Below are 14,682 nucleotides of genomic sequence, written 5' to 3'. Positions count from 1 at the left end.
TACAGAGATAAGATTTTTTTAGTGAATATCGTTTCATGTTTATGTAAAGAATTTACATGAATATTTTTCCATCAAACTCTTATTACGTAGGGAAAATAGTAAAACTGATATGAATTTTGCCCTCTTAAATTATAATCTCATTTTAGTGTCTTCTCTTGTCTTTCGCATAATTTAACTTGTGTTCTATTTCTTGTATCAGTTATAATATGGCTAAGTAGCTTAGTACGGGTATGCTTAGCAAAATTGGTAAAAATTAAGATTTAATGAAATTTTCATATCATATCGAATAAGATATTTGATTTATATAATGAAAGAGAGGTGAAACCTGGTTTAAAAAATTAACAAGGACATGATATCGCATAACGGTAAGGACATTCGTCTTGGACGGTGAATATATGGTGGTTGTAGAGTTTCCCCTGGTGTCTCTGCAATTTTAGTGAAATCAGTGTTTGCAAGATTTTTAAACCAGGCAACAACATGAAGAGAAAAGAGAATGAGTCTGTTAAAGTATTTGCTCTTGGCGGAGTAGGTGAAATCGGAAAAAACATGTACTGTGTTGAAATTGATTCTGAAATCTTTATTGTAGATGCCGGATTGATGTTCCCGGGAGATGAAATGTTTGGGATTGATATTGTTATTCCTGACATTACATATTTAGTAGAAAATCAAGAGCGAGTAAAAGGACTATTTATTACCCATGGTCATGAAGATCATATTGGTGGAATTGTTTATGTGCTTCGTAAATTACCTATTCCAGTATATGCGACGAAATTAACGGTAGGACTTATACAAGAAAAGCTTGGCGAAGCAGGAATGTTAGGCCGTGTAGACTTAAAAACAATTGACTCGAATTCAACAGTAGAGTTTAATTCAACAAATGTGTCATTCTTCGGAACGACACATAGTATTCCGGATTCTGTGGGTGTTTGTTTCCATACATCAAAAGGTGCTGTAGTATATACAGGAGACTTTAAATTTGATCAAACTCCAATCGGAAATAGTGGAGCAGATCTTGGGAAAATGGCGCAAATTGGAAATGAAGGCGTACTTTGCTTGTTATCTGATAGTACAAACGCTGAACGTCCTGGTTATACAGGTTCGGAAAAAGAAGTTGGTATAGAGATTTCTAAAGTATTCTATAGTTCAGAAGGACGTATTATTGTTGCTTCATTTGCATCGAATGTACACCGTATTCAACAAGTGTTTGATGCAGCTGCTGAAACTGGAAGGAAAGTAGCGGTAGTAGGACGTAGCATGGTGAAAGTGGTAGATATTGCAAGACGTCTTGGTTATTTAGATGTTCCAGAAGGTATGGTTATTTCATTACAAGAAATAGACAATTTCCCGGAAAAAAAGGTAGCTATCTTAACGACTGGTAGTCAAGGGGAACCGATGGCAGCCCTTTCTAGAATGGCGAAACAAGCTCATAAACAAATTTCAATTCGTAAAGGTGATACTGTTATTATTGCAGCTTCTCCAATTCCAGGAAATGAAGTATCTGTATCAAAAATTATTGATTTGTTATTTAGATCTGGTGCTGAGGTTATTTATTACGGTGAAAGAAAAGTTCACGTTTCAGGTCATGGTAGCCAAGAAGAATTAAAGCTGATGATAAATTTAATGAAGCCGAAGTATTTTGTACCCGTACATGGTGAGTTCCGTATGCAAAAAGCACATGCGTATTTAGCGGAAGATGTAGGTATTGCGAGAGAGAATATCTTTATCGTAGAAAAAGGCGATGTAATTGCTTTTGGTGACGATGAAGCAAAATTAGCTGGTAAAGTGCAAGCTGGTAATGTTTTAATTGATGGATTAGGTGTAGGTGACGTCGGTAACATCGTTCTTCGAGATAGAAAGATGTTATCTCAAGATGGAATTTTAGTTGTTGTTGTAACACTTGGTAAGGATGAAAAGAAAATAATCTCTGGTCCAGAAATTATTTCACGCGGCTTTGTATATGTTCGTGAATCAGAAGCATTAATCGAACGATCCACAGATATTGTACGTATGATTGTTGAACAATCAATTAAAGAATATACAATTGAATGGTCTATGTTGAAACAAAATATTCGTGAATTATTAGGGCAGTTCTTGTACGAAGAAACGAAGAGAAAGCCAATGATTTTACCGATTATTATGGAAGTATAAAGAAGGTCACCTTTACAGGTGATCTTTTTCTTTTTTAACCCTATCGAATGAAATTCATAACTTAAGAAATAATAGTTATATACGAGTGAAAGGGGATGCGATATGACAGAACGTGATCGTTATACAAATGAAGAAAAAGAAGCTGAGCCGAAAGAAGTTCCAAAAGAGGCTTCTATAGTGGAGAAAATTCAGCAACTTGGACAGACAAATGTACCACAAATGAATGAATCGCGTATTCATTGCTTAACAATTGTTGGGCAGGTGGAAGGTCATATTCAGTTGCCACCACAAAATAAAACAACAAAATATGAACACATCATTCCGCAAATTGTCGCGATTGAACAAAATCCAAAAATTGAAGGTTTACTGTTAATATTAAATACAGTTGGGGGTGACGTTGAAGCTGGATTAGCGATTTCTGAAATGGTGGCTTCGCTTTCAAAACCAACTGTATCTCTTGTGTTAGGAGGAGGGCATTCAATCGGTGTACCGATTGCGGTCTCAACTGATTATTCATTTATTGCCGAAACAGCGACGATGACAATTCATCCAATTCGTTTAACAGGTCTTGTTATAGGTGTGCCACAAACATTTGAGTATTTGGATAAAATGCAAGAAAGAGTCATTCGATTTGTGACAAAGCATTCGAAAGTAACGGAAGATCGTTTTAAAGAGCTTATGTTTGCAAAAGGGAATTTGACGCGAGATATTGGGACGAATGTAATAGGTGGAGATGCAGTGAAGTATGGTCTTATAGATGGTGTCGGTGGTATTGGTAGCGCACTTCGAAAATTAAACGAATTAATTGATGAACGCAAGGATAATAGTACAGAAGGGACAATGCTACAATGATTTTATATACAATTATGCCAGAGCAACTTGTGTATCCGGCCGATTATTCACAATGCGAAAGCCAAAAAGTTGTGAATATAAATGGCGTGGAATTAGTGGTTTCTGAGGAGGATAATCAATGTTACTCTATTGTACGTGTATTAAGTACGAATCCGTCTCACTACCTAGAGTTTGAGCCTGGACAGAAAATTACCTTTTAGCAAAAAGAAGGATTTTGTTTAGGAGCTATGGTATAATATAAAAAACAAGACGGTTGAGCAGCCATGAGTAGGCTGCTTTCTTCTGTTTATTTAACATTTTACAAGAAGTGTAAAAATAGAAGATATAAAGACCTGAAAAATAGAGAGAAAGACATGTAAGTAGATCTTTTTTATAAGAAAGTTGTACTTAATTTCTAGAACACGAGGTGAAGAAATGGCAAAACAAAAGCAAAGAGGGACGAAGGCTAAGGCAAGACGTACGATAAAGCCAACTTTGTATTATGAAATCGTCGGGTTGACTCTTTTTGCACTTTCGATTATTACGATTTTACAGCTAGGTGTTGTAGGGAAATCGTTTGTGTTATTTTTTCGCTTCTTCTTTGGTGAGTGGTACATAATTGGTGTGTTAGGTGTAATAGCTTTATCTGTTGCGTTTGTAATAAAGCGGGGATGGCCCAACCTTTTAAATAAACGGCTAATAGGTGTTTATTTAATTGTACTAGCAATATTAATGTTTAGTCATATTACATTATTTAACCTGCTTACGAAAGATGGAGCTGTGCAAAATACTTCTGTAATTGTTAGTACAAAAGATTACTTCTTCCTTGAAATGAAAAAGGGCCCGGATAGTGTTCATTTAGGTGGTGGTATGTTCGGTGCATTGATGTTCGCAACGTGCTACTTCTTATTTGACGAAGTAGGGGCATATATCATTGGAATTATTTTAGTTATTCTTGGAATACTTTGTATAACAAATAAACATATTGGAGAAGTACTTGCTCCGGTAGGGAGAATTCTTAGAAGTCAGTTTCAAGTAATGCAAGGGGATTATAAAGATTGGAAATCTCAAAGGGTCGCCGAGCAAACTGAAAAGAAAAAAACAACAAGAAGCAAGAGGCGTGAACGTGTTGCTGAACAAGAAGAAGCTATTGAGCCAGTAGAAGAAATAGAAATTGGTCCACCAATTATTTCGAATTTTACTGAGAATTATCCAGTACGTGAAGAGACGGAAAAGCAGATAGAAGAAAATGATTTAATCACTCCTCCGTTTATTGAAGAGGCAGTTCCGCCTGCGCCAGAAGAACAACCTCACAAGAAACGAGGAGAAAAAATCGTTGAATCGCTAGAAGGTGAAACGAAAGCACCTCCTATGCAATTTTCTAATGTGGAAAATAAAGATTATAAGCTTCCTTCGCTTGATATATTAAAGTTTCCCCAAAATAAGCAAGTTACAAATGAAAATGCGGAAATTTATGAAAATGCTCGTAAATTGGAACGTACATTCCAAAGTTTTGGTGTGAAAGCGAAAGTAACAAAAGTACATAGAGGTCCTGCAGTTACGAAATATGAAGTGTATCCTGATATGGGAGTAAAGGTAAGTAAAATTGTTAGTTTAAGTGATGATTTAGCGCTTGCTTTAGCAGCGAAAGACATTCGTATTGAAGCACCTATTCCCGGGAAATCAGCTGTAGGGATTGAGGTTCCGAATTCAGAAGTTTCTATGGTAACGCTGAGAGAAGTTCTTGATTCAAAGGCGAATAACCACCCAGAAGAGAAGTTATTAATCGGTCTTGGACGTGATGTTACAGGAGAGGCTGTATTGGCACGTTTAAATAAAATGCCCCATTTATTAGTAGCTGGTGCGACTGGTAGTGGAAAGAGTGTATGTATTAATGGAATTATTGTAAGTATTTTAATGCGTGCAAAACCGCATGAAGTAAAATTAATGATGATTGATCCGAAAATGGTAGAGTTAAATGTATATAACGGTGTTCCGCACTTATTAACACCAGTCGTAACTGATCCGAAAAAAGCATCACAGGCTTTGAAGAAAGTTGTGAGTGAAATGGAGCGTCGTTATGAATTATTCGCGCATAGCGGTACGCGTAACATTGAAGGATATAATGATTATATTAAAGAACATAATAGCCAATCGGAAGCGAAACAACCTGAATTACCATATATTGTAGTAATTGTGGACGAGTTAGCTGATTTAATGATGGTTGCTTCTTCGGATGTAGAAGATGCGATTATGCGTTTAGCGCAAATGGCACGTGCTGCTGGTATTCATTTAATTATTGCGACTCAGCGCCCGTCAGTTGATGTTATCACAGGTGTTATTAAAGCGAATATTCCATCGCGTATTGCATTTGCTGTATCTTCCCAAATAGATTCTCGAACGATTCTTGACGGTGGTGGTGCAGAAAAGTTGCTAGGTCGTGGAGATATGTTATTCATACCAATTGGTGCATCGAAACCTGTTCGTGTACAAGGGGCATTTTTATCAGATGATGAAGTTGAGAGAGTCGTAGAATCTGTTATTGCGCAGCAAAAAGCGCAATATCAAGAGGATATGATTCCACAAGATGTTCCTGAAACAAAGCAGGAAGTAGAAGATGAATTATACGATGAAGCTGTTCAGCTTGTAGTAGAAATGCAAACAGCATCTGTTTCTATGTTACAACGTAGATTTAGAGTAGGATATACGCGAGCAGCTCGTTTAATTGATGCCATGGAAATGAATGGTGTAGTAGGTCCTTATGAAGGTAGTAAACCAAGGGGAGTACTCATTAAAGATGTGCAAGAAAAAAGTTCTTAAAAAAAGCCTAATTGTTTTTACAATTAGGCTTTTTTATATGCTGTTTTTGTTATATACTATAGTCATCGACTAAGAAAGGGCTTACATTTTTAAGGGTCCTTTAGAATACGAATGCTTATCGTTTTGGTTTTCAAAACGTTCGATATTTAATGTAGAAAAATGTTGAAATCTGTTGACACATATGGGAGCAAGTGGTAAGATTACTTCGAAAAGAATCACTGCCTCATATAATCTTGGAGATAAGGTCCATAAGTTTCTACCTGGCAACCATGAATTGCTAGACTATGAGGGGAAAAGTGTGTAACAAAGGATGTAAGGAATCTTTGTGCCGAACTTTTTCTCTATATGAGAAATGTTTATGGTACAAAGTTTTTTTTATGGAATAAAGTGTGAAAATTTCATCTTGAAAAATTATTAATATTTATTCGATAATTACGCTTATTTTTAGTATTTAGTAATTTATACTATGTTGTAAGTTGAAAAAAGAGAAAAGAAGTCTTACATCAGAGGTCGAATAATTGAAATGCGGGGGAGTCTTATGTCAGTAAAATCCGATAGTCGTCACCTATATTTGCGGGTGATTGATCACATCAAAGGAAAAATTAAAGATGGGGCTTACAAAGAAAAACAAAAGTTACCTTCAGAGTTTGATCTAGCGAAAGAACTTGGTGTAAGTAGGGCAACTTTAAGGGAAGCACTACGTATTTTAGAAGAAGAAAATGTTGTTATTCGTAGACATGGTGTAGGGACATTTGTAAATGCGAAGCCGTTATTTTCTTCCGGAATAGAGCAACTTTCTAGTATTACAGATATGATTTCTAGTGTGGGGAAAACACCAGGAACAATCTTTTTATCATCATCTACAACAACTTTAACAGAAGAAGAAAAAGAGAAATTTAATTGTGAAGATGCTTTTAGCGCAGTAATGATTGAACGTGTTCGTACAGCGGATGGGGAACCAGTTGTATATTGCATTGATAAACTGGCAAAAGAGATATTACCAGATTTATCGGGATACAATGAGGAATCGCTGCTTACAGTAATACATAATAATACGCACAAGCGTATCACATACGCAGTTGCGCACATTGAACCGATTGGTTATCACCCGAAAATTTCACCGATTTTAGAATGTGAACCTGAAACGGCACTGCTAGTTTTAAAACAAATGCACTATGATCAAAATGATGAGCCAATCTTATATTCTATTAATTACTTTAGAGCTGATAAGTTTAGCTTCCACGTATTAAGAAAACGTATGTAGGGAAGTTCCTTTTTAGGGAGGTGACAGCAAGAAGTAAGGGACAGCAGCGTATGAATCATTAGACAAAACATTTCAGGAGGGGTTTCTAGTATGAAGAAAAAAACAGGTCTTTTATTATCGTTAACGTTAGCAGCAAGTACAGTGTTAGGTGCATGTGGTAACTCGGATAAAGCGGATAGTGACAAAAAAGGGGATAAAGAGTTTAAGGTTGGTATGGTTACAGATGTTGGGGGCGTTGATGACAAATCATTTAACCAATCAGCTTGGGAAGGTTTAACAAAATTCGGTAAAGACAACGATTTAAAGAAAAATGAAGGATATCGTTACCTTCAATCAAGTAAAGATGCTGATTACATTCCAAATTTAACGAAATTTGCGAAAGATAATTATAACACAACATTTGGTATTGGATACTTAATGGAAAAATCAATTGAAAAGGTGGCTGAACAGTATCCAAAAGAGCAATTTGCGATTGTAGATACTGTTGTAAAGAAGCCAAACGTAACAAGTATTACATTTAAAGACCATGAAGGTTCATTCCTAGTTGGAGCTGTAGCAGCGATGACAACAAAATCAAATAAAGTTGGTTTTGTTGGTGGTGTGAAGAGTCCATTAATTACAAAATTCGAATCAGGTTTTAAAGCTGGTGCAAAAGCAGTAAATCCAAATATCGAAATTGTATCACAATATGCTGATGCATTTGATAAGCCAGAAAAAGGATCTGTATTAGCTTCAGCAATGTATGGTCAAGGCGTTGACGTAATTTACCATGCTTCAGGTGCAACTGGTAACGGTGTATTCACAGAAGCGAAAAACCGTAAGAAAAAAGGTGAAAATGTTTGGGTAATCGGTGTTGACCGTGACCAAAATCAAGAAGGCATGCCTGAAAACGTAACTTTAACTTCAATGGTAAAACGTGTTGATGTTGCAGTAGCAAAAGTAGCGCAAGAAGCGAAAGATGGTAAGTTAAAAGGCGGTAAAGTAGAAGAGTTCGGCTTAAAAGATGATGGCGTTGGTATCGCGAAAACAACTGATAATGTGAAAAAAGTAAACCCAGAAATTTTAACAAAAATAGAAGAGTTTGAGAAGAAAATCACTGCTGGTGAAATTAAAGTACCTGCAACTGACGAAGAATATAAAGCATATGAAGCTTCTCTAAAGAAATAATGATAGAGAAATAGCAAAGGTTAGTTCTTAGAACTAACCTTTGTATATATAAAAATACTTTTAATAGAGTGTAATTGGGGAGTGTTCCCTGCTAGAAGGAGGAACAAAATGGAATACGTAATTGAGATGAACAATATTACAAAAGTATTCCCAGGTATTGTAGCGAATGACGATATTACGCTGCAAGTAAAACAGGGAGAGATACACGCTTTACTTGGAGAAAATGGTGCAGGGAAATCAACGTTGATGAATGTACTGTTCGGTTTGTATCAACCAGAACAGGGCGAAATTAAAATTAAAGGAACCCCTGTAAAAATTACAAATCCGAATATAGCAAATGACCTTGGAATTGGGATGGTCCATCAGCACTTTATGCTTGTTCATAATTTTACAGTTACAGAGAATATCATTCTTGGAAATGAGCCGAAGAGAAAAGGGAAAATAGCTGTTGAAGAGGCTGCAAAAGAAATTAAACAATTATCTGAACAGTACGGTTTAGCTGTTGATCCAAATGCAAAGATTGAAGATATTTCGGTTGGGATGCAGCAAAGGGTTGAAATATTAAAGACGCTTTATCGTGGTGCGGAGATTTTAATATTCGATGAACCGACTGCAGTGTTAACTCCTCAAGAAATTCATGAGTTGATTCAAATTATGAAAAAGCTTGTGCAAGAAGGAAAATCTATCATTCTTATTACACATAAATTAAAAGAAATTATGGAAGTTTGCGATCGTTGCACAATTATTCGTAAAGGTAAAGGAATTGGTACAGTTGACGTTGCGAAAATGGATGAACATAAACTTGCAGAATTAATGGTCGGACGTCAAGTGAATTTTAAAACAGAAAAAATAGGGGCCAAACCGAAAGAGGAGGTTCTGTCTGTTGCGAATCTTGTCGTTCATGATGCACGCCAATTACCTGCTGTAAAAGGCCTTGACTTAACTGTTCGTGCAGGAGAAATCGTTGGTATTGCAGGGATTGATGGAAATGGTCAAAGTGAATTAATAGAGGCGATTACTGGTTTACGAAAAGTTGAGTCAGGTTCTATTGCAATTAAAGGAAAAGAAATAACGAATTGGCCTGTTCGAAGAATTACAGAAGAAGGAATTGGTCATATTCCAGAAGACCGTCATAAACACGGGCTAGTTCTTGATTTTTCTGTTAAAGACAATATAGTTTTGCAAACATACTATAAAAATCCATTTTCAAAGAAGGGGATTTTAAATTTTAGCAAAATCACAGAGAAAGCAAAGGCGCTTATTGAACAGTTTGATGTACGTACGCCTAGCGAACAAACATTAGCGCGTGCTCTATCAGGTGGAAATCAGCAGAAAGCTATCATTGCACGTGAAGTAGATCGTAATCCAGATTTATTAATTGCAGCACAGCCAACACGTGGTTTAGATGTAGGTGCGATTGAATTTATTCATAAAAAATTAATCGAGCAGAGAGATAATGGGAAAGCAGTATTACTTCTATCGCTAGAACTGGATGAAATTTTAAATGTAAGTGATCGAGTTGCTGTTATATATGAAGGTAAAATTGTAGCAATTGTCGATGCGAAAGAAACAAATGAACAACAGCTTGGTTTGTTGATGGCTGGCGGAACGGAGAAAGAGAAGGTGAATACAAATGGCTAAAAAATTTTTAACGGAGCGAACAATTAACATTTTAGTTCCTGTATTATCCGTTATTTTTGGTTTACTTGTTGGTGCCATTGTAATGTTAGTTAGTGGATATGATCCAATTGTTGGGTATGCAGCGCTTTGGGAAGGAATGGTTGGAAATCCGCAGGCTATCGGTGAGACGCTACGTACGATGATTCCACTCGTGTTAGCTGGTCTGTCTGTTGCATTTGCGTTTCGTACAGGTCTCTTTAACATTGGGGTAGAAGGACAATTATTAGTTGGATGGCTTGCCGCTGTCTGGTTTGGATATGCAGTATCGTTACCAGCATTTTTGCATATTCCGTTATCTATTTTAGTAGCCGCGATTGCCGGTGGTTTATGGGGATTTATACCCGGATATTTGAAAGGAAAGCTTAAAGTAAATGAAGTAATTGTCACAATTATGATGAACTACATTGCACTTTATGTTACGTATGATCTTATTAAACGTTTTATACATGAAGGTAATGAGAAATCTTATGATGTACAAGCGAGTGCTTCATTAGCTTCTGATTGGCTATCTTCATTGACAGATGGATCTCGTTTGCACTGGGGAATTGTTGTAGCTATTTTAATTGCTATTGTAATGTGGTTCGTATTAGATAGAACTACGTTAGGATATGAGTTGAAATCGGTTGGTTTTAACCAAAATGCATCGCAATATGCAGGGATGAAAGTCTCTCGTAATGTTGTATTATCAATGACAATTGCTGGCGCTTTTGCTGGAATTGGTGGGGCAATGGAAGGTCTAGGAACATTCCAAAGTATGACGGCAATGACATCGTTTACTGGTATTGGATTCGATGGGATTGCGGTAGCTCTTCTTGGAGGAAATAATCCGTTTGGTATATTATTATCGGCTTTACTGTTCGGTGGTTTGAAAAGTGCAGCCCCGCAAATGAATTTTGAAGCAGATGTACCTTCTGAGTTAATTAATGTTATTATCGCATGTATTATTTTCTTTGTTGCTTGCAGTTATGTTTTACGCTGGGCACTTACACGCATGAGCAAGGAGGGGAAATAAATGAGCTTTATAGATATTTTAGCCATTCTTGTGACTGGTACGTTATATACGGCAGCGCCACTTATTTTTACGGCGTTAGGTGGAGTGTTCAGTGAACGTTCTGGGGTTGTAAATATAGCCTTAGAAGGTTTAATGTTATTTGGTGCATTTACTGGTATCGTTACAACGTTATTAATGGGTGATACGTGGGGAGCAATGACTCCTTGGATTGCACTATTATTTGCAGCTATTGGTAGTGGGTTATTTGCACTTCTTCACGCAGTAGCGTCCATTACATTCCGCGCGGATCAAGTAGTAAGCGGGGTAGCGATTAACTTTTTGGCTCTCGGTTTAACAGTATTTGCGATTAAGAAAATCTTTGGTAAAGGACAGACTGATTTTATTCAATACCGAATTGAAAAAATCGATGTTCCAGGACTTTCGGATATTCCGGTAATCGGGAAAATCTTTTTCTCAAATGTACCGTTAACATCGTATATTGCCATTATTTTAGCATTTGTTGTTTGGTACATTATTTATAAAACACCGTTCGGTCTTCGTCTACGTGCTGTTGGTGAACATCCAATGGCAGCAGATACGATGGGGATTAATGTATATAAAATGCGTTATATTGCAGTTTGTATATCTGGAATGTTTGCAGGAGTGGGTGGTGCGGTCTTCGCAATGTCGATTTCTGGTAACTTCTCAGGTGCTACAATTACTGGACAAGGTTTCTTAGCACTAGCAGCTATGATCTTTGGTAAATGGAATCCACTTGGTGCTCTTGGAGCAGCGCTGTTCTTCGGATTTGCTCAATCACTTGGGATAACAGGTGGTACAATTCCTATATTAAAAGAAATTCCAAGTGTATTCTTAACGATATTACCGTATGTATTTACAATATTAGCACTTGTTGGTTTTGTAGGCCGATCTGAAGCTCCGAAAGCATTAGGAACGCCTTATGAAAAAGGAAAACGATGAGTATTTAGAAAGTATAAAAAAAGCTCGCACATTAGTGCGGGCTTTTTTACATAGAATATATTTAATACGGAATTTTACTATGTTCCTTACATATTAAAGTTTTTAGAAAGACTCAAATGTAAGCATAATAAGGAAGAAAAGTTGATTTTTTATTTCTAAAAACTGTATATTGAAGAGGAATATTCCTACATACGTAAAGGAGGGCTATTAATGAAACTAATGGAACAGCAACTGCATGAATTAGGTGGCTTGCGAGTACATATTATTCCGACTGATAAATTTAAAACAAATACCTTTGTATTTCGTTTTAAAGCACCTTTAAATGAGGAGACGGTGACAGAGCGTGCCCTATTGCCGTACGTATTGCAAAGTGCGACAGAAAAACTGCCTTCTGTAATTCGTCTTCGTCAATATTTAGAAGAATTATATGGATCTTCTTTAGCGGTAGATGTAAGTAAAAAAGGGGAAGACCATATCATCTCTATTTATGTAGACATTGCAAATGAAACATATTTACGCGATGCACCACCGTTATTTGAAAAAGCGCTTTCTATGTTATCTGATATTGTTTTACATCCAGCAACAGAAGGGGACGGTTTTCTATCTTCTATTGTAGAAAGTGAGAAACGAGCACTCTTGCAACGAATTGAAGCTACTTATGATGATAAAATGCGTTATGCAAATGAGCGTTTAATTGCAGAAATGTGCAAAGTAGAACCATATCGCTTAAGTGCAAATGGAAAAAAAGAAAGTGTTGCTTCTATTACAAATGAAAGTTTGTATCAATATTATCAAAAAGTGTTAGCTGAAGATGAAATGGATTTATATATCATTGGTGATATTTCGGAAGATGCTGTGGAGCTTGTAAATAAGTATTTTTCGATCTCACCTCGCGCTATGAAAGAGAGAAATGTACTTCTTCATAAACGAAATAATGAAGAAAAAGAAATTGTTGAAAAACAAGAACTAAAGCAAAGTAAATTAAATATCGGCTATCGCACATTCATTACGTATAAAGATGAAGATTATTTTGCATTACAATTGTTTAACGGATTATTTGGAGGGTTTTCTCATTCGAAGTTATTCGTAAATGTCCGTGAAAAAAATAGTTTAGCGTACTATGCAGCATCGAGATTTGAAAGTCATAAAGGTTTGCTCTTCGTTATGTCTGGAATTGAAGCGAAGAACTTTGAAAAAGCTGTTGAAATTATTAAAGAACAGATGAAAGCAATGCAAAGCGGTGATTTTTCAGAGGAAGAGATTCAGCAAACGAAAAGTGTAATTCAAAATCAAATCTTAGAGGCAATTGATACACCACGTGGTTTTGTTGAAATGCTTTATCACGGGGTGATTTCAGAGCGTACGCGTCCAGTTGAAGAATGGCTAACGGGCATAGAAAGCGTGACGAAAGAAGAGATTGTGAAAGTTGCTAATAATATTGAACTAGATACAATTTACTTTTTACATGGAACGGAGGGAGAATAAATGGAGAAAATTGTGTATGAGCAATTAAAAGAGACGCTATATTATGAAAAACTTCCGAATGGATTAGACGTATATATCTTACCGAAACAAGGCTTCAACAAAACATTTGCAACATTTACGACGAAGTACGGTTCTGTTGATAATACATTTGTACCGCTTGGAAAAGAAGACATGACTCGTGTACCAGATGGAATTGCTCATTTCCTTGAGCATAAATTGTTTGAAAAAGAGGACCATGACGCGTTTCAATTGTTTAGTAAACAAGGTGCTTCAGCGAACGCTTTTACATCTTTTACAAGAACCGCTTATCTCTTTTCCTGTACATCAAATGTAGAGAGAAATTTAAATACGTTGTTAGACTTTGTACAAGAACCGTATTTCTCTGAAAAAACGGTTGAAAAAGAAAAAGGTATTATCGGTCAAGAAATTCAAATGTACCAAGATAACCCAGACTGGCGTTTATACTTTGGGTTAATCGATAGTTTGTTTGTGAAACATCCAATTAAAATTGATATTGCAGGGACGATTGAGTCTATTAGTAAAATTACAAAAGACCTACTGTATGAATGTTATGAGACTTTTTACCATCCGAGCAACATGTTATTATTTGTTGTTGGAGCGATTGATCCTGAAAAAACAATGGATTTAGTTCGTGAAAATCAAGCGAAAAAAGATTACGAAAATCAACCAGAAATCGTTCGCTCTTTTGAAGAGGAACCAGAAGAAGTAAATGAAAAGAAAAAGATTATTTCAATGCCTGTTCAAACTCCAAAATGTTTAGTTGGTATTAAGGCAACGAATTTAAAAGAAAAAGGGCAAGCTCTGTTAAAACAAGAAATTGCACTTACATTACTTTTAGATTATTTATTTGGAAAAGGGTCAGTTCATTACGAATCTTTATATAATGAAGGTCTTATTGATGATTCGTTCTCGTATGACTATACAGAAGAAAATAACTTCGGTTTTGCAATGGTTGGTGGAGATACGAAGCACCCTGATGAATTGGCAGAGCGATTAAAAGGTATTTTACTACAAACGAATTATGATCAGTTAGATGAGACTGCGCTGGAACGGGTGAAGAAAAAGAAAATTGGCGGATTTTTACGATCGTTGAATTCACCTGAATATATTGCAAATCAGTTTACACGATATGCGTTTAATGAATCTAGTTTATTTGATGCTCTTACAGTGTTAGAAGGATTAACTGTTCAAGACCTACAACAAGCAGCAAAAACATTATTAATTGAAGAGAAAATGAGTGTCTGCCAAGTGTTACCAAAAAAATGAAGTAATATGTGAATAAAAAACGCAGTAT

Annotated in this window: 11 protein-coding genes and 1 riboswitch; all 11 genes read left to right on the top strand. The window is 36.2% G+C overall.

Annotated features, from left to right (window positions below):
- The first annotated feature begins 477 nt into the window (after positions 1–477).
- The 11 genes from NSQ08_RS17300 (at position 478) to yfmH (ending at position 14,654) form a co-directional block, all read left to right on the top strand.
- A complete protein-coding gene (locus NSQ08_RS17300; protein WP_340777302.1) occupies positions 478–2,148 on the top strand; it encodes a ribonuclease J in 1,671 nt (556 codons plus the stop codon).
- 102 nt (positions 2,149–2,250) lie between these two features.
- Positions 2,251–3,000: a translocation-enhancing protein TepA gene (gene tepA / locus NSQ08_RS17295; protein WP_002014582.1), complete on the top strand. Its 750-nt coding sequence runs from the start codon at positions 2,251–2,253 to the stop codon at positions 2,998–3,000.
- A complete protein-coding gene (locus NSQ08_RS17290) occupies positions 2,997–3,200 on the top strand; it encodes a YlzJ-like family protein (RefSeq protein WP_002088064.1) in 204 nt (67 codons plus the stop codon). Before tepA ends, NSQ08_RS17290 begins: the two co-directional genes overlap by 4 nt.
- Positions 3,201–3,414: 214 nt before the next feature.
- Entirely contained in the window at positions 3,415–5,799 is a 2,385-nt protein-coding gene (locus NSQ08_RS17285; protein WP_002014584.1) for a DNA translocase FtsK, read from the top strand.
- 203 nt (positions 5,800–6,002) lie between these two features.
- Positions 6,003–6,104: riboswitch (purine riboswitch) on the top strand.
- 233 nt (positions 6,105–6,337) lie between these two features.
- Entirely contained in the window at positions 6,338–7,063 is a 726-nt protein-coding gene (locus NSQ08_RS17280; RefSeq protein WP_002088063.1) for a GntR family transcriptional regulator, read from the top strand.
- Positions 7,064–7,153: 90 nt separating this feature from the next.
- Positions 7,154–8,230 (top strand): BMP family lipoprotein, encoded by a 1,077-nt coding sequence (locus NSQ08_RS17275; RefSeq protein WP_044442918.1) that lies wholly within the window; start codon positions 7,154–7,156, stop codon positions 8,228–8,230.
- A 108-nt stretch (positions 8,231–8,338) separates the two neighbouring features.
- Positions 8,339–9,871, top strand: a complete 1,533-nt coding sequence (locus NSQ08_RS17270; protein WP_002128712.1) for an ABC transporter ATP-binding protein — start codon at positions 8,339–8,341, stop codon at positions 9,869–9,871.
- Positions 9,864–10,922 carry an ABC transporter permease gene (locus NSQ08_RS17265; RefSeq protein WP_002088061.1) on the top strand — a complete coding sequence of 353 codons (1,059 nt, stop codon included), beginning with the start codon at positions 9,864–9,866 and terminating at the stop codon, positions 10,920–10,922. Before NSQ08_RS17270 ends, NSQ08_RS17265 begins: the two co-directional genes overlap by 8 nt.
- Positions 10,923–11,882 (top strand): ABC transporter permease, encoded by a 960-nt coding sequence (locus tag NSQ08_RS17260; protein WP_002066758.1) that lies wholly within the window; start codon positions 10,923–10,925, stop codon positions 11,880–11,882.
- Between the two features lie 210 nt (positions 11,883–12,092).
- On the top strand, positions 12,093–13,367 hold the full coding sequence (gene yfmF, locus NSQ08_RS17255) for an EF-P 5-aminopentanol modification-associated protein YfmF (protein WP_002033691.1): 1,275 nt from the start codon (positions 12,093–12,095) through the stop codon (positions 13,365–13,367).
- Complete coding sequence (gene yfmH, locus NSQ08_RS17250; RefSeq protein ID WP_002014592.1) at positions 13,368–14,654, top strand: EF-P 5-aminopentanol modification-associated protein YfmH; 1,287 nt, start codon at positions 13,368–13,370, stop codon at positions 14,652–14,654.
- Positions 14,655–14,682 lie beyond the last annotated feature (28 nt).

The sequence above is a fragment of the Bacillus sp. FSL E2-8887 genome (assembly GCF_038007205.1).
GTDB lineage: Bacteria > Bacillota > Bacilli > Bacillales > Bacillaceae_G > Bacillus_A > Bacillus_A mycoides.
Note: the sequence above shows the minus strand (reverse complement) of the source record. Positions and strands in the feature narration are given on the sequence as shown.